The 17,320-nt window shown below is 38.9% G+C and carries 12 protein-coding genes; 4 read left to right on the forward strand and 8 right to left on the reverse strand.

Translation table 11 applies throughout. From position 1 onward, the window contains the following. Window positions 1-27: 27 nt before the first annotated feature. The 7 genes from RMX98_RS03020 to RMX98_RS03050 form a co-directional block, all read right to left on the reverse strand. A complete protein-coding gene (locus RMX98_RS03020; protein ID WP_322678200.1) occupies window positions 28-660 on the reverse strand; it encodes a DUF1566 domain-containing protein in 633 nt (210 codons plus the stop codon). 152 nt (window positions 661-812) lie between these two features. Beyond that, window positions 813-1,775 carry a hypothetical protein gene (locus RMX98_RS03025; protein WP_322678201.1) on the reverse strand — a complete coding sequence of 321 codons (963 nt, stop codon included), beginning with the start codon at window positions 1,773-1,775 and terminating at the stop codon, window positions 813-815. A gap of 190 nt (window positions 1,776-1,965) precedes the next feature. Further along, complete coding sequence (locus RMX98_RS03030; protein ID WP_322678202.1) at window positions 1,966-3,087, reverse strand: acyltransferase; 1,122 nt, start codon at window positions 3,085-3,087, stop codon at window positions 1,966-1,968. 135 nt (window positions 3,088-3,222) lie between these two features. After that, on the reverse strand, window positions 3,223-5,454 hold the full coding sequence (locus tag RMX98_RS03035) for a N,N-dimethylformamidase beta subunit family domain-containing protein (RefSeq protein WP_322678203.1): 2,232 nt from the start codon (window positions 5,452-5,454) through the stop codon (window positions 3,223-3,225). Between the two features lie 132 nt (window positions 5,455-5,586). Next, the gene (locus tag RMX98_RS03040) at window positions 5,587-6,432 is read right to left on the reverse strand and encodes an ABC transporter permease (protein WP_322678204.1); all 846 of its coding nucleotides are present in this window, start codon (window positions 6,430-6,432) and stop codon (window positions 5,587-5,589) included. Between the two features lie 30 nt (window positions 6,433-6,462). Next, a complete protein-coding gene (locus RMX98_RS03045; RefSeq protein ID WP_322678205.1) occupies window positions 6,463-6,891 on the reverse strand; it encodes a hypothetical protein in 429 nt (142 codons plus the stop codon). An 811-nt stretch (window positions 6,892-7,702) separates the two neighbouring features. Then, the gene (locus RMX98_RS03050) at window positions 7,703-9,052 is read right to left on the reverse strand and encodes a glycosyltransferase family 4 protein (protein ID WP_322678206.1); all 1,350 of its coding nucleotides are present in this window, start codon (window positions 9,050-9,052) and stop codon (window positions 7,703-7,705) included. Window positions 9,053-11,040: 1,988 nt separating this feature from the next. Between RMX98_RS03050 and RMX98_RS03055 the strand changes: the two genes are divergently transcribed. Beyond that, window positions 11,041-13,215, forward strand: a complete 2,175-nt coding sequence (locus RMX98_RS03055) for a polysaccharide biosynthesis tyrosine autokinase (RefSeq protein WP_322678262.1) — start codon at window positions 11,041-11,043, stop codon at window positions 13,213-13,215. 223 nt (window positions 13,216-13,438) lie between these two features. Here the strand turns inward: RMX98_RS03055 and RMX98_RS03060 are convergent, their stop codons facing one another. Next, the gene (locus RMX98_RS03060) at window positions 13,439-14,410 is read right to left on the reverse strand and encodes a LysR substrate-binding domain-containing protein (RefSeq protein ID WP_322678207.1); all 972 of its coding nucleotides are present in this window, start codon (window positions 14,408-14,410) and stop codon (window positions 13,439-13,441) included. 233 nt (window positions 14,411-14,643) lie between these two features. Here RMX98_RS03060 and RMX98_RS03065 point away from each other — a divergent pair, with 233 nt between their 5' ends. From RMX98_RS03065 to RMX98_RS03075, 3 genes are all read left to right on the forward strand, one after another. Continuing rightward, entirely contained in the window at window positions 14,644-15,354 is a 711-nt protein-coding gene (locus RMX98_RS03065) for a cadmium resistance transporter (protein WP_322678208.1), read from the forward strand. A gap of 79 nt (window positions 15,355-15,433) precedes the next feature. Continuing rightward, window positions 15,434-16,096: a hypothetical protein gene (locus tag RMX98_RS03070; protein WP_322678209.1), complete on the forward strand. Its 663-nt coding sequence runs from the start codon at window positions 15,434-15,436 to the stop codon at window positions 16,094-16,096. 693 nt (window positions 16,097-16,789) lie between these two features. After that, window positions 16,790-17,218, forward strand: coding sequence for a DUF202 domain-containing protein (locus RMX98_RS03075; RefSeq protein ID WP_322678210.1), 429 nt, complete (start codon window positions 16,790-16,792; stop codon window positions 17,216-17,218). The last annotated feature ends 102 nt before the right edge of the window (window positions 17,219-17,320 follow it).

Raw genomic sequence — 17,320 nt, forward strand, 5'->3', positions numbered from 1 at the left:
AACTTTTCTCTCAAAATGCCAAATTTGCTATAGTGTGCTACGGACTGGCCACCCGTAGACAAGGCTCGGCTTACTGGTGTTGATAACACCGCCAAAGTTTAGGAAGACGACCGAGGCTGAACTTACAGCGTCGTAGGAAGGACTCGTGGTACTCGACCAGTAGTTGAACTGGACGTCGGTAGCCCACTGCGTCCCTGCTGCAAAACAGCCTGTACCTTCTTGGTCTACCAATGTCGGAGTACTACAGTTAAGAGTTGAAGGAGGTAACATCGCTGTCACCTCGTCTTTGGTCGGCAAACGCCAATCGCCAGGAGAAGAGTTATCCGACAGATTGCAGTCGCCGCTCTGAATCTCAGCTGCTTTGTAATTGGCTGTTGCCCAATCTGTTGCTTCGAGACAATCTGCCTTCTTGAGCCATATAAGTCCAGTCATGGTATCAGTCACCGTGCCATTACCACAGTCTACATAGCGATCGCTGTTGTTGAAGCAGGGTCCAGAGGCTTTGACCACAGTCTGCACGGTATCTTGAGTATTCATGTAGTTTACATAGTTCCTGGCTTGTACGGACACAGGAACAGTAAGGATAAGAGCCAGAATAAATATGAATACAGTCCCGTATAGTATTTTGATAGCAAAACCAGGTAAGCGAGTGTGCAGCATATTTTTCAACTTCCAAATATCTAAACCTGTTAGTCTTTGCCGCTTGCTTCGGGGAATCTACTCTCAGAGATTAAATATAAAATACTATAAACTACTTCAACAACAATCTTTTTGTTACTCTTTTATAGAATCTCTGAGAAAACAAGACCTTTTTAGGTTCGTACAAATAGAATCTTATCGACCGCAAATTTTCTCACCAGAGTCATAGCTCCGGTTTTCAAATCCACACTAAACAGGGAATTTGTTCCTTCATATTTGGGGTCAGCAAGCGCAAATAGTTGACCTGAAAAAGAAAAGGCTAGACTTGCCAAGTCATTTTCTAAAGGTTTGTTCTTGAAGCTTAATTCCACTAGTCTGATAATCTTTCCTCTGCCAGTAACTACTGCTCTGTTCTCTAGGTCTAGTTGCACTAAACTGACGCCACCTTGACCGCCGACACTAGTAGCGTAAATTTTTCTATCTAATGGAGATTGAGCAAGATTACTGAGTCGCTCTTTGAGAGGAAGATATGGTAGACCTGTTGCAATACTAGAATCTAATTGTCCTGATTTAGGGTCAATAAATGCCAACTCAAAAGGTGGGCTACCTTCTGCTAGACTAATGACACCAAGTAGTGTCTGCTTGCCTTGTATGGTGGTTGCTAATAAGCCTTCAACGGTACTATACCTCTTGTCTTTGGTTTTTTTGATTTTCAAGCCTTTTGGACGCTTGATGCCAGTATTTTTAGGAGGTGCAATAGATATGAGGCGACTGAAATCCCCCTTCTTAGTGGCAGCAACAGCAGCAATAACAAATGTATTATCGGATAAAAGAGTAAAAGCAGTTATCCGCTCGCTGTGCTTTTTTACAACGAAGGCTTTAGCCACAGTTTCAGTGATTTCCTGGGGGTTACTAACAGTGTCGGCAGCGATTTCGGCATTTAACAACATCTGACCAGTCGTCAAGTTTATAGATTGAAAGATAATTCCTGGTATGGCGTTAGCAGCCGCAGCGTCAGCTGAGTCTTGTGTTTTACTCCTGCTGATTGAAGAAAGGAGCACACCATAAAGCTGCTCTGACTGTTGTGCAATGACCTTGGACGTGAAATTGGCGATCGCTGTTGTGACAGTGCTCATAATAGCCAATTGTCCAAATCTTCGCCGTCTTATTCTAAAATTCATAACAAGCAATACCTATAATATGTCAAATTTTTTTGAGGTGGTTTTTGCTAGTGCTGGCATCCTGATTTTCTATATTCCAGCGAGGGTAGGTATGAATTTGATAGCCTCATTATAATAATATTATGCAGCGCTAGATTTTGTGTTTTTAAATTGGTTGTTTATCAGTGTAATTAAAAAATCTTTTTAGCTCAATAATTGGTTTTTCTAGAAAGTGCCATGAAACACTAGCTATAATAATAGTAGCAATCGTTGAAAATATCGCTATGACTATTGCTGATCCAGAAAATGATAGCTCTAATTTTTGAAAAACTTTACTAACTTCATACAGTGTAAATAAGTGTATGAGGTAAATACCATAACTAATTTTGCCTAAATAGACTAGAGGTTGAGACTCGAGAATACTTCCGACAATGCCTTTGAAACCTATTGATGCTTCCGCAACCAACCAAGTAAATATTAATGCTAATGCAGTATCACTGAAAACGATCTCGAAAATTATATTGTTATCTATACGCTTGAATATTTTTCCTAATAACAATAAAATAATACCTATGATGAAGAATACTTTGACTATTTTTTCTTGAGAGATATTGAATATTTCTTTTCGATGCTTTAGATACGCAAGCAGTGAACCTAGTCCTAAAATATCTAGGACACTTGGTGTAAGAACCCAAACCGCAACCTCATTTAAGCCAATGTGCGTAGCTAATAACCGAAACAGAGGACCAACCAAAATTATAAGAACTAATATAGGTAATAACAATTTTTTGGATGAAAATAGGATAAACCAAGGCCATAAGAGGTAAAATTGTTCCTCAACTGCTAAAGACCAAAAATGACTAATTGATCCATCAAAACTACCTTTTATAGCGAAATAAATATTTGATAAATACGAAATATGCCAACCAATTGTTTCTCTGACTGGTGGAATATTAACAATAGCAGTTATGGCTATAATCAAATAAAATAAAGGAAAGAGTCTTAAAAAGCGGCGAATGTAGAAGCGATATAAGGTAGATGATAATGTTTTTTGCCTTGAGGTAATTTCTTTTCGGCACTTTAAAAGGATACTAGTAATTAGAAATCCACTTAAAACGAAAAATAGTTTCACCCCAAACTTTCCCCAATAAATACCAAAGAGCCAGTATGGAGCAGGTAAATAGTGGGTATAAAGTACACTAAAAACAGCAATAGCTCGAAGCCCATCAAGCTGCTTCATGTATTTTATTACCCTGCTATTTTCAGGTGCAGGTTGTAAAATTTTCATTACAGTTTCCTAATATTTACAGCGAGGTTTGTTTGAGCCAATTTCCCAAAAAAACACGCGAAACATTTTTTGCATGAAGTTTTTTATGGGGTAAAGGGTTGAGAGTCAACACCCTAACTTACAGGTTTAGGTTTATCAAGGCACAATTATGTTTGCGCCAGGAGTCACAGGTCTGGCTCCCATATCTGCCAGGATATTGACAACCATTTGCTTGGCACGAACATCTTCACGTGGTTCGGTAACGCCGTAGCTGTCTAACCCCCACATAAACTGAATAGAGCCAGTCGAAAAGACCTTGGCACCGTTGGCAGAAGTGAAGGCAACTGCTTGGGAAATCCGGGGATCTGTTCCAGCAGGAAAACCCTCTAGTTCAGCTTGATCAAGGTTTTGTAACTGTACAGATTCGCTTAGACTCACCAACCCACTTGGAGATGCGTTTAGATTAATCGCATCCCATTCAAAGCCCACCAAACCACTTAATTTATCACCATCATTCAGGTTTGTGTTGGCGTAGTACGGATGGGTACTGTTTTTCACGACAAAATCGAACCCATCGAAATAGAAATTCTGCCACGTTCCTCCAATATACATATTTCCTTTCAACGCGCTCTCTGGCTTGTTGTTTTCTGGGCTGCGGAACTTGTTAGTTGGTGCTACAGGATCTGAAGCATCTTTGTAGCAAGTCATAATCCTATTGGGTATCCCGGTACTAGAGTTTTCAAACCGCACTCGCCAGTAGAGACTGTTTCCTGAGAAAAAAGCCTTGTTGACACTGCTGTTCTGGACAGTATTGAACTCCTCTAGCGACCAGTACTCATCGTGACCAACCGACAGAAATACTTTGTGCTGTTGCAGCAAATTTGGGTTGGCGTGGATGTCAACATTAGTTACGTAGGAGACATCATAGCCTTGGGACTCCAGCCATCGCACCATATTATACTCCCAAATTAATGGGTCCCAGTAGTAGTGATAACCAGTGGGATTCATAGTGCTATATTGCGAGAATGGTCGGTCATAAGAAACCTTGAACGCCCTTTGACCATTGATACTCAAGTCTGGGTATAAAGAGTAACCGCCACTGAGATTATAAGCTTGGATTGTGTTAAAGCTGCTCTGGAATAATATGTCAGACCCTCCACTGTCATCGCGAACAACAAACACTACCTGAGACTGACTGCCACTTCTCTGGTCAGTTAGCTTGGCAATATACAAACCACTAGTCCAGTCATTGCCAACTTGTAATGTATAGGAAGTTGACCAGTTTTCACATGAGGTTGTGCGGGTAGAACTGTCGAAATTACATGCGGGCTGGGTAATTCCATTGAGCTGACCGCTACTTAATACCAATCGGCTACCTTGACCCCCGTAGTAACCTAAGCGGTAGAAATCAATGGTATAGTTTCCAGATTGTGCCAGGGAAACTTTAATTGCCAGTGAACCGCCCTTATTTACACTAGTTGCTACTGCATAGCCAGCAATATCCGATTGAGGAGATTTGGGAATTTCCCAACCCGTATTACCAGGTTTCTGGTTTTCCAAATAAATGGCATTAGTAACACCTGGATTCGCTGCGGCACTGAAGGTGACGCTGCCTATGCCAGAAGCTGTTGCACTCACGGTGTTTGTTATACCAACTGTTGTCCCCAGAGTTAGTATCGTGCTAGCTTGACCATCGTTACCAGTTACCACACTAGCGGACGAAACTGAACCCCCACCATTGATGACAGCAAAGTTTACTGTCACTCCTGATTGAGGATTGCCACTAGCATTTGTGGCTTTCACGACCAAAGCATTGGGTAAGGCAGAACCTGCCGTACCAGTTTGATTATCTCCGCTTAATTTGGTCAGACTACTGCCAGCGATAAATACTATGTCGCGGAAATAGTTATTATTCTGATAGGAATTAGTCGGGAAAGAATTCAGACTACCAAAGACTCCATTGTTGCCATCAGCAACTGATCTAATATCGCCATTGACAACTGGGCTGGCTAATCCATTATTCGTGACTCCAAAATAGCTATTGCAACTGACAGTCACGACATAGGTAGTATTAGCTAAGATGCTCACTGGATTGCTGAGAGTCTGCTGTTGCCAACCCGAAGCCGTTTCATTCGAGAAAGTAATGCTTCCTAGTATAGATCCTGTTGCCGACCAGATTCTACCAATGTGGGTGCCAGTCTCATTCACCGCTTTCCAATAGCGAATCGCAGTAATTTGACCACTCTTGGCACTTTGGAACTTCATTCCTAGTTCATAGGATACGCCATCACTCCATTCAAACCCAGGTACCTGACTTGTAAATACACTTTGCAAGGTAGTCTGAGCCTGAGCTAAAAGTATCCTATCGAAATCGCTTTGCTGAGTCATTATTGTTCAAAACTTTTATTCAAACATTAGTTAAAATAAAAAAAATAAGTGCAAAATCTTAGACTGGGTAGTAAAGTAACTGATTGATATTGTTATTATCAAATCTTTAAAATACTATCTTTCAAATACTTATTAAATTACATCAGCAAATGTCCGTTCCATTTTGCGGAAGTACCAAATGCCACTTACTACTAACAGAGCAACTAGTCCTAGAGATAGTGTGAATCCAGTCCAGTAAAGTTTGGACTCTCCCCCTAAAATCGCCCAGCGAAAGCCATCAATCACGCCTACCATTGGGTTCAAATAGTAGAGCAAACGCCATTGTTCTGGTATAATACTGCTACTAAAACCGACGGGCGATATATATAGACCAAACTGCACAATAAACGGCACAATATACCGGAAGTCTCGATATTCGACATTCAAAGCTGCTAACCATAGCCCTACTCCTAATGAAGCAGCAAAGGCAATGCTAATAAATAACGGTAAAGATAATATCCGCCAACTGGGAACATAATTATACCAGGCCATCAGCCCTAAGAGAATCATTGCAGAAACGAGAAAGTCCACAAAGCTAACAATCACTGAACTAGCAGGCACAATCAAGCGCGGAAAGTAAACTTTAGAAATCAAGTTGGAATTACTAATTAGGCTGTTGCTACACTCACTTAGGGAATTGGAAAAAAATTGCCAGGGTAACAAGGCAGCAAATACCAGTATCGGATATGGTGCTGTCCCCTCCGAAGGTAATTTCGCCAAACTTCCGAAGATGACGCTAAAGACCACCATCGTCAAAAATGGTCGAATGAGTGCCCAGAGCATACCAATCACTGTTTGTTTGTAGCGTACTAGAATGTCACGCCAAGCCAGAAAATAAAATAGCTCTCGATAGCGCCACAGGTCTTTCCAATACTGCTGCTCACTACGTCCAGCTTTAATTATCAACTCTGGCTTTGAGGCAATTCCTTTACTACTCATAATATTGATTAAAGACCCTGCTTTTAAGCATTAATTGACAAACTGAAAATTTTTGATGTCATGATACTTAAGCACTTTTGCTTGTCTGCGAGTAAATTCTCCAACAGAAGGGTTTCCCTGAGGATCGATTACTCCTGCTACCTGCCGCCAAAGCTCTTGTGGTGCTATAGAAATTTCATAGGTGCGCTCATCAGACTTGCGGATGTAATACCACTTTGTTTGCTGGCAACGATCGCACCAAAAAGCCTCTAACCATTCTCCTTCTAAAGGAACTGCGGTTTGGCTAGCGACCAGCATCAATGCACTCCGCCGACTCATGCCCCGTTTCTGCAACTGCCCTGCTTGATCGGCAAACAGTTGATATTTCTGACTGCTGCTATCGAGATAGCAGCCATGAACTGGACAGTAGACAGCCCGTCGTTTTGAACGTTTCCGATTTCGATCACACCTTCTCTGCAATTTGACCTCCCACTTCAGTAAATAAACAGCAAAATTAGGAAGGTTATGTTGGAGGGACTGAGATCAAAAAGACCATCAAAGCCCATCTCCTAAAGTTAAGCAATACATATTATTTAATTACAGTCCACCAATTATTTTTTTATCAATAGTATTTTGTTTGATAACAACAATCTGAAAACCCCACTTGTTCAAGTTTTTAAATAAATTAAATTTGAATTGCTAATTATTAACCTTTGTCAATCTGTATTAAAGCATAACATATTTTGACGTGCTTAGATTATCTTAATTTAAATAAATACAATACTAAAATAAATCTCTTTGCAAGGCTTTTTAAGTATTTTTAAACATGGTAATATTTCAAGCTTTTAAACCAAGCTTAATTCGTCAGTCTATTTGCCAGATATTACTATAATAGGCTTATGAAAATTGTTTACAGCGTTGATTACCCATAATATATACCCCTTCCAAAGCTAAGATTTTCTTGAATCAATAACAATATTTTCTCAAAAAAACGCAAACTTTATGATAAAAAATGAAAATTTTTATAGTTGATCATAAGTTATCTTTTATCTATTGGTCTTGTATTTTGGATATTGACAAAGTGTTAACAAACTCAAAAATCTGATGGAAAATCTGATTATGAAACCTGACTTTATCTAGACTAAACCCTGATGTCAAAAAGTTGTAAGCTGCTTAAATACTGCGATGAGGAACTAGCATAGCCCTGACTATTATGAGTGATTTTCAACAAAGCTGAGGCTGAAAGTCTTTGTAACCTACCACCAATATATGGTGACAAGTTATCAAAAACTTATTTTCTATGGCTTTTAGACATAGCTATCCCACTATCAGTGAATATTGCCTGCTGTAAAACATCAAGGTATTGTTGAGAGATAATTTTAGGTGTAAAGTGCGATCGCAAATATTGGCGACCTGCTTTGCCCATCTGCTCCCCTATTTGTGGATCTCGATTGAGAAAGCGAATAAATTGCGCTAGACCTTGACCATCTCCATTGTCAAATGTCCCGCCACAGTTGGCTTCAACTATTAGTTCCCTCAGATATGAAGTCTCGGAGCAAATTACTGCTATTGGTCGACCAGAGGCTAAAGCTGAATATAGTTTGCTGGGAACAACTAAACCCTCTGTAGTTGCATCTACACTCACTAGTGATAGATCGCAAGCTGTTAAAGAATAAGGTAGTACTTGCTTGTCTTGATAAGGTAGAAACGTAAAATTGTTTAGCCCTAACCGCTCCACTTCGATGATTAATTCATCGCGTTTGGCACCACCACCAATACAAACAAACTGAATTGGCTCATCTTTCAATTGCTTTGCAGCTTCTAACATGGTGTCGATGTCATGACAACGACCCATATTGCCAGAATAGAGGACGGTAAATTTGTTAACTAAGTTATGCTTCCAAGCAAACCAGTTTTCTCGCTTGGCAATCGGTACGATCGCTTCTGGGTTAGCCCAACTGTGAATTACAGAAATTTTCTCACTAACTTCGGGACAATGCGCTACTACCTGTTGTTTCATTGCAGGACTAAGTACTATAATCCCCTTGGCGTTTAACCAAACCTGTTTGTTAATCCCACGCCACAAGCGCACTAGCCAGTTACGCTTTGGAATTACGCCTAATGCGATCGCAATATCAGGGTATAAATCATAAAGTATGCACACATAGGGCAATCGGAACAAGATATAAGCTAGATATCCGATCACTGGCAAAAATGGGGGAGCTGTAGTTAGTAACAATATATTGTTACGACGCCAAGCTTTGAGGAGATAGAGTGTAGCACGTAAGGTATATAGGACTCCATTAACTGCTTTACCACGAATCCTTCCTGGCCAAAGTTGGGCAGTGCGCGATCGCTGAATTCGGATTTGGTCAGCCCATTCAACTGCTGGAGCCGTATGAGAACTAAACGCATATCCTGGCTGACTTGTAAATACTTCAATATCTACCCCTTGCTTGCCTAACTGTTTTACTAGTTCTTCAATCAACTGTCCTGTCGCAGCATAATCTGGAGGGAAAAATTGGGTGACTACAGACAATTTAATTGATTTTTCAGCTTTCATAGAAGATTGGTTCTTCGTATGTAACTGAGTAGAAATGGATTGCAAAAAATTTTGATTAATCCATTCATTAAGTCTCATAAGCTATGTCCTAGTCTGGAAGAGAAAAGTTTTGTTTAAGTACGTTACTAAAATCAGCCAAGCCATTAATCTTTGTTATTAAACTTGTCAGAATTGATACCTGTTTCTATACAATCAATCTCAAACTAGTTTAAATTAACTTTAGTACAAAATTGAAATTGTTTAGAATTATAATTCTCTGGAAAAATAATAATTTTAACCAGATTATTTTTCAAAAGTCTACCAGATCAGAGGAAACTTTCAATCAATCAAACTTAAGATTACAACTTAAGAGACATAAATTCAATAATCTGCGACTTACGTAGTGTACGCAATAAATTACAAAACTGAAGTTTTGCATTTTGTTTAATCCACGCTTTGAAATAGTACCTCAGTTAATAAGATCATACAGCTTCAAAGGCTTTTTATAATTAGCTCTAAGGGCTTACGTATAAGCATATTAGTTTTATTGTTGGTAAGACTAACTCACAGAATACTTACTCTTTTAGTTTCTACGCACACTTATCTAAAATATAATCTGGGAACACAAGGATAAAAATGATGCGTATAAGCAGCAACAAACTATTTTAAGTAGAGCTAATATGTTTTCTGGTAAGGTCTTTTATCACTTCCTAAGGTACTTGTTTCAACTTTCAAAGAGATACTTAACGGTAGTAATCTCTATTTTGCTGTTAGGCAACTGAAAGGTTTAGAGTGAGCGCTCTTGTTTGGATTAAAGTCTACCATGCTTTTTTTAAGCAATGATATCTATTTGATTTTCAGTCATTTCGTACAACACAAGTAAACTATTTACCCTTTATGGGTAGTAAATGTAATATTCGATTTTTACAATACCATGTTTGAATATGAAATCAAGTTATTCATGAAAAATTCATATTTTTAAAGGAATCTAAGTTAAATCTTTATAAAACAAACATTTTATTGACTATCAAAGTTGTTAAATAACTAACTAAGTTGGTATAAATATTTATCATTATTAATAACAGAGGAAGTAGTTTTGCTAGAGGTGAAGCAGTGCCGTCTTCTCCATCGGCACTAGCCTTTTCCTTTAAAAGCTATCCATTACCCACAACTTTTTTAACAATCAAAAAAGATACTTAACGTAGGAGTGAAAGGTCTGACACGTATAGTTTTAAGAGAATAGAAGCTTTAAAAAGCGGTTGTGGATTTGAGAAATTAGATGATTTTAGCGAAGTTTATCAAAACTTATATAGTTTGGTTTTATTGTGCCAACCTATTTATAATTTTCTCACTTTAATTTTGAAAAAATACTGAGAATAAGTCAAAGTAAATTGTATAAATTGTGTCTATAAATTTGACCAGTTGACTATTTGCTGTGTTTTTAATATCTCCAAATATAAATCGTTTTGATCAGAGGATAATGAAATATCCTTTAGTTATCAAAATGTGTTACGACTTACACACTGTACAAATTGACCATCTTATGTATCAACTAAATTTAGTCGTTGTAGGCTTTTGGTGATTAACTTCAGATACAGCAGTTTGCAAGTAACTGAGATACAAAACGCAGGGATTAAAATCAGACATAAACAGTTTCTAACTTCTGCCTTCTGCTTTAAGCCCATAACTTTGTACCTTATGCAAAAGAAAACTGCTGTAAATAGCGTAGGCGTAGCCCGCCGCATCCCTAATAAATGTTGACAGATCAAGCTTGAATGCCTGAAAATCACATCACATATTTGGTATTTTATATCAATGCATAAGTTACATAGGGTTTTTCTTAAGTACAAAATTCTAAAATTTCTTATTCAGTAATATATATAAAATTGGTATTATTAAATACTTTGTATAAATAAATAAGTAGTACCATGCATTCCAGAAAAAATACTTAGACTTCATCATAAGTTTATCAAATAAATATCCTATTTAGAATAGATTAGTGCTTATGTCAAAGCTATCTCACTGAAGCTTTTAAAAGCCTTTCTACTTAATCGTGTCCAGTTGTATTACCGAATATTAAGCAAATGATGGAGAATTCTTCTTCCCAATCCTCCAGTTCCGATCGCAGTAATAATTCTGTGCCTCCATTTCCTCAAAATCAACTTGTTCCGTGGGCTGAGGAACAAGAAGAGGGGTGGAACTTTCAAGAGTTTCTAAGTCTTTTACAGAGGCGATCGCTAGTCATGGCAGGTGTAACGATTGCTGTGATGATAATTGTAGTTATTAGCTTGGTGCTAAACCGAAAGCCCCCAGAATATGAAGGCACTTTTCAACTGTTAGTGGAACCTGTAAATGATGACACCAAAGCTGTGGATGTTGTCAAAGACCCTAACTCACAGAAGTCTAGTCTAGATTATGAAAGCCAAATTCAGGTTCTTAAAAGTCCTGAACTAATGAGAAGCACCCTTAAACAGTTGCAAGCATCTTATCCAGAAATCAACTATTACACTCTTCTCCAATCTTTGAAGATTACTCGGTTAGGTGAGACTAAGATAATACAAGTTCTCTATCAAAGTAATAATCCGAAGAAGACTCAATTTGTACTAGAGCGAATTGCTGATAATTACTTAGATTACAGCCAAGTTAGGAGGCAAACCAAGTTACGTCAAGGGCTTCAGTTTGTTGAAAAAGAACTACCGGTTACACAGAATCGAGTAGATAAACTCCAAAAAGAGTTGCAGATTTTTCGACAAAAATATAATTTTAACGACCCAGAAACCCAAGAAGCGGAGATTGGATCACAAACTGTTGAATTCTCTAAACAAAAACAAGCGATTGATCTACAGTTAGCTCAAGCTCGTGCTAATTTGGCTATTCTAAAAGAAAAAAATGGAGCAACTACAATCCTGAATAATGATCCTTTATATCAGCAGTTGATTGCTCAAATACGCCAACTTGATATTCAGATTGCTACAGAATCAACTCGTTTGCAAAAAGAGAATCCAACTATTCAAACATTGAAAGAAAAACGAGCTAGTCTTTTACCTGTATTACGTCAGGAGTCGCAGCGCTTATTGGGTGTAAAGTTTGCAGAACTAGCAACGCAACTTCAGACCTTAGAAATACAAAGCCAAGAACTTATCAAAACAGAACGGGAACTTGCACAAAGACGCAACCAATTGCCAGTTTTAACGCGACAGTACACTGAATTGCAGCGTAAATTACAATTTGCAAACGAGAATTTAAATCGCTTTCTTTCAACCCGCGAAAATCTCCAAATTCAAATATCCCAAACAGAGCTTGGTTGGCAATTACTTCAAGCTCCAACTACACCAGAGGTTCCTGTTTCTTCTTTTAATACCGGACGAAATTTGATCTTGGGAATAATTGCAAGCCTCCTCGCAGGAATTGGTGTTGTTTTACTAATAGATAAGCTAGAAAATACCTACCATAGTGTTGATGAACTTAAAACAAAAATAAAACAGCCATTGTTAGGGAATATTCCTTTTGAAAAACAAGTTCAAACTAATAAGCCAAATCACGCTTTGAATCAAACGATTTCCTTAGCAAATATACAAAATTATTTTTCTCAGGCAATCGCTAATTTGAGCGTTTTACCAAATCAAGAAGATGGTGATTCTTCAACCAACTTTTCAGAAGCCCTGCGCGTACTTTATACAAATATTCAACTACTCAGTTCCGATCGCCCGATTCGCTCTATAGTTATGAGTTCAGCTATGTCTGGTGATGGGAAGTCTACGGTTGCTCTCCATCTAGCTCAAATAGCTACAGCAATGGGGCAACGAGTCCTACTGGTAGACGCTGATCTTCGTAAACCCCAAATTCACGACCTCTCAAATTTAAATAATCTACGGGGATTAAGTAATTTAATTTCTACAAACTTGCAAATGGGAGAAGTAATGCGACAACTACCTTCCATGAACCAATTATCTATAATCACTGCTGGGCCAATACCACCCGATCCCACAAAGTTGCTCTCATCTCAAAAAATGAAGCAATTAATGGCAGATTTCCATAATAGTTTTGACCTAGTGATTTATGATGTTCCTCCCTTGGTGGGATTAGCAGATGCTAGCCTAATAGCACCCCATACTGATGGACTTCTGATAGTAGTCAGGATTCATAAAACAAATACCTCTATGCTAAAAGCAGCTTTAGATAACCTGAAAATTTCTCGGTTGAATATATTAGGCATAGTTGGTAATGGTCAGCAAAGTACTATCAAGAGTTATTATCAATAGTTATTTGAGTTCAGAAAAAACTTAAAAGAGTTGAGGATAAATGGCTAATAAGGTATGCGTACCAAGCACCACAATATTGAGGAGCCGTGTGAAGGGAAACCTTTATGCACGGTTTTGAACAGCAACGGGGTTGATGACAACCTTGTTGAGTTAGATTCTGAGACTGCAATTACTGTTTGAGCTAGAATCCCCGTGCGATCGCGTCGAGGAGTTTGATAGTATCTCAAATAACTGATTTTGATATATTTTGATATGAGCCATCTAACATAGACGATATCAAAATTTGTTCAAAAACTTTGGAAAGAGCAGTTTGAAAACGCTGACGATGCTTGATTTTGAAAAAAGGTCGAACTATTTCTGCGATTGCACCTTTACCTTCTCTATTATCAATAACTCGAATTGCCCGCAGAGTCCCCAACTGGATTTCTTTTTTTACCATCAACTCAGAGATTCCAGTTGCGCCTACGCCATTTTCAATTGCGGCTTTTGCCATCTCACCACTGGTGAACACTAAAATGACATTCAGTTCACTGAGGTTGATGCCCCAATTTTGCAACGCTTCCTCAAACCTTTGCTGGGTTCCAGATTCGCGCACCCGCATCACCCAAGGAGTTTGGGTTAGTTGACTTAAATCAACTTCTCCCCACTCAAACCAAGGGTGTTTTTGACCGACCACAATTTGCAAGCGATCGCTCCCCACTATTTCGTACTCCAGAGTATTCTGAAGCGCTGGCTTCACATCTCCTTCCACCAAACCTAAATCAAACTGTCCCATCGCTGTACCGACACAAATCGTTTCTGCATTGGCAAGGATACAGTCAATCTGGATACCAGGATATTGGCTTTTAAACTCACTAATCTTGCTAGGTAGCCAGTAGTTGCCAATTGTCAGACTCGACCCTAATTTCAATTCACCCCGTTGCAGATTGTTCAATTCTCGCAATCCCCTTTCAGTTAAGGAAACTTGATCGAGAATTTTTTGCGCTTCCACTTGCAGTAATTTACCCGCCTCAGCAATCTCAATATGGCGACCAATCCGATGGAATAGTTTCACTCCGTATTCTTGCTCTAAGTTGTGGATCGCTGCACTGACGGCAGGTTGTGTAATATAAAGCTCCTCTGCTGCGCGAGTAAAGTGTAAGTTCTGCGCCACAGCCAGAAATATTTTTAGCTGCTCAAGCGTCATTCCTGCCATTTATCGTATCCCTAAGACTTGGTGTCAAAATTTTAATCACTTTCATTTATCATTCTGACAAATAAAAGCATTTGATTCTATCGGTTAGTTTGACTAAAGTATAAATCAAGGCTTCGGCACGGACTCAAACGACCAAGTAGAGAGCAGAGGGGCAGAGGGGCAGGGGGAGAATAACTCCTAACTCAGCACTCCTAACGCCCAATGCCCCAGCATGAAAATAAGGACATTCACAAATGAACGATTTAGTAACTGCAATTACCACAGGGATTACCGCATTCACTGCCACTAATATTGATGATATTGTCATTCTGACGTTGCTTTTTTCACAAATCAGTAAAACGTTTCGTAGTCGTCACATCCTTGCTGGTCAGTATCTCGGTTTTGCAGCATTGATCATTGCTAGCCTTCCCGGTTTCTTCGGTGGACTAATCATACCGCAGGACTGGATTAAACTACTTGGTTTTATGCCCATAATCATTGGTGTGAACAGTTTACTAAAACGCGAAGAGGATTCATCTGAGGAAGCCGAAGAAGAAACCGAACCGTCTTGTCCGTCTATAGTTAGAAGTTTTCTCTCTCCGCAAACTTGCAATGTCGCTGCGATCGCCTTTGCCAATGGCAGTGATAATATCAGTGTCTACGTGCCCCTGTTTGCCAACTCAGAATTAGATAGTCTGCTAGTGATACTAAGTGTATTCTTTGGACTAGTGGGCGTATGGTGTTATACCGCTTATAAATTAACCTACTTGCCTGCGATCGCCAACTTTTTAACTGAAAATGGCAACACTTTTGTACCTTGTATCTTGATTGGTTTGGGCGTGTTTATTGTCACAGAAAATGTTACTTGGACTCTTTTATCAGTAGTTTCTAGTTATGTATTCTCATTAATCTTAGGTTTTACTACTCAGCCGTCGAGTGAAGAACAAGAAAAATTAAGTGTCTAAAAACAGGTGCATCATGAATTTTCTGAGCTAAATGAATTCTAAACTAGAAAATATCTCACCCATCAACAGGAATCAAAACATGAAAATCTGGAAATCTCTGCTAATTGTCTTAATGATTGTCGCTAATCTAGCCTTTGCTCAACCTTCTTTTGCTGATAGACCAAAATTTAGCAAAAACCCTGATTACATCGAAGTCACTAAAGCACTTAAGCAACTCTCGCAGACAAAAGATACTCAAACTCAAGTTGAAGGTCTCACACCAGAAGAAATTCAAAAGAGAACCGAGGAATTAACACTGCAAAAATATGCTTTAGAGACGGGAATCAATTGGGGACAATGCAACAACCAAACAGGTAATACTATTGCGGTATACGGCAAAAGACCAAATGATGAAGAAGATGAAGATGCCGTATACGAGAATGGTCTATATTTTCTAGCTGATGGTCAATCCACTAAAAATAACTGGGATTGTGATGGCATCTATCTACCGAATGATGTTCAGGTAGAAAATTTCACCTCTAGTCCTAATGGACAAGGTGAAGAATTGACAGGGGCGGCGGCTTTGAAGATTCTTGATGGAACTCAGTTAGTAATTAAGAGAAATCCAGATACTGCTGCGATTGAATTGAATGTCCCGACTGTAAAAGTTCTTAACAGCAAAGAGGCTAACTGGTTTATCCCAGACATATCGCAGGATCTCATAAATACACGAGTTCCTAATGCGCCTAGCAATCAGTCTTGAAATATAGCAATCCAATTTGATTTCTGTATCCCTCACGGGAGCGTAGCCATACTTATTTGCGTAGGAGGCAAGAGGCAATAGGCAATAGGCAACAGTCAAGAAGCCTCTTTGAGTTGTACTGAATTTTTTCAGAAATCAAATATGAGTTCTATAGAACTGCATAGTTTATTTTTGAATGATTGTTCTGAATTTAAACAGGTTAACAGCCAAAATCAGAGAAAAAACAGGACAAACACTGGTGAAAAATCTCTCTGATCTTGGCTGTTTTTTTGAATTGATCGAATAGAATTCATGATTCAGGAGTCAGAATTCAGTTGCGTATTTTGTACAACTGGCGGATGAATAATCAACGTTTTCGCACCTCCACCAATTTGTATATTTTGTGGCGCAACAATTCAGTCGCAGGTTTGAATCCCGACTGATAGCGAGCGTCTTGATTCTGACTCCTGTTAGCGGTAGCGGGGCGTTTAGCCCATTCTAACTTCTGAATTCTTCTTCAATTATTTATCCTCAATTTTAGGCTTGTTTTATTTCGATATCTGCATTAAAATAAATTTTGGAAAAATGTACAATCATAACAAGTATATTTCAATAGCGCAACTATTGCGCTCGTTGCGAGTCATTTGGAAAGAGATTTCCTACTATCTTCGCATTTTTTTGATAAGAGCGGCTTTGGGGATAAAGGTATTATTGATGCAGTTAAAATTGAAACCTACAGAAGAAGATAAAGATAAAAAAAAGCCAGGGCGACTGAATCCGTCCAGAATCCGAGATCATTTGGCAAATGAGCGTACCTACCTCGCTTGGATGCGGACAGGAATCGCTCTTTTAGGTTTTGGTGTTGTTATTGTACGTTTGCGTGCTTTCCAAGTACCTTTAGTACCTCGTCCTGGCAATGGCTGGAAGTTAGGTTTAGTCTTCTCGCTAGTGGGTTTAATCACGGTGTGGCTCTCAACAGTACATTATTTTGCTGTCCGTCGTGATATCGAAGAAGATACTTACGAACCAACAGACCGATGGGTGTTGCTGTTTAGTCTCGCTGTGATGATTCTCGGCACTGGGGTAATCTATTTTGTTTTTACAACTTCTTTAGATCCCATGAGTCCACTTATCCCTGAGTAATACAGCAGAATTCAAAATTCAGAATTTAGAATGGGCTAAACGCCCCGCTACCGCTAACAGGAGTAAAACACGCTTTATAGCTTGGTAACAGACGCGAGCTTG

It is taken from the genome of Nostoc sp. DedQUE02 (genome assembly GCF_034531035.1).
GTDB lineage: Bacteria > Cyanobacteriota > Cyanobacteriia > Cyanobacteriales > Nostocaceae > Nostoc.

Bases quoted from the DNA above. Each gene is read 5' to 3' on its own strand.
- RMX98_RS03030 (WP_322678202.1), bottom strand. From the start codon at position 3,087: ATGAAAATTTTACAACCTGCACCTGAAAATAGCAGGGTAATAAAATAC.
- RMX98_RS03050 (WP_322678206.1), bottom strand. From the start codon at position 9,052: ATGAGACTTAATGAATGGATTAATCAAAATTTTTTGCAATCCATTTCT.
- RMX98_RS03070 (WP_322678209.1), top strand. From the start codon at position 15,434: ATGAAAATCTGGAAATCTCTGCTAATTGTCTTAATGATTGTCGCTAAT.
- RMX98_RS03075 (WP_322678210.1), top strand. From the start codon at position 16,790: ATGCAGTTAAAATTGAAACCTACAGAAGAAGATAAAGATAAAAAAAAG.
- RMX98_RS03060 (WP_322678207.1), bottom strand. From the start codon at position 14,410: ATGGCAGGAATGACGCTTGAGCAGCTAAAAATATTTCTGGCTGTGGCG.
- RMX98_RS03055 (WP_322678262.1), top strand. From the start codon at position 11,041: ATGGAGAATTCTTCTTCCCAATCCTCCAGTTCCGATCGCAGTAATAAT.
- RMX98_RS03025 (WP_322678201.1), bottom strand. From the start codon at position 1,775: ATGAGCACTGTCACAACAGCGATCGCCAATTTCACGTCCAAGGTCATT.
- RMX98_RS03020 (WP_322678200.1), bottom strand. From the start codon at position 660: ATGCTGCACACTCGCTTACCTGGTTTTGCTATCAAAATACTATACGGG.
- RMX98_RS03065 (WP_322678208.1), top strand. From the start codon at position 14,644: ATGAACGATTTAGTAACTGCAATTACCACAGGGATTACCGCATTCACT.
- RMX98_RS03035 (WP_322678203.1), bottom strand. From the start codon at position 5,454: ATGACTCAGCAAAGCGATTTCGATAGGATACTTTTAGCTCAGGCTCAG.
- RMX98_RS03040 (WP_322678204.1), bottom strand. From the start codon at position 6,432: ATGAGTAGTAAAGGAATTGCCTCAAAGCCAGAGTTGATAATTAAAGCT.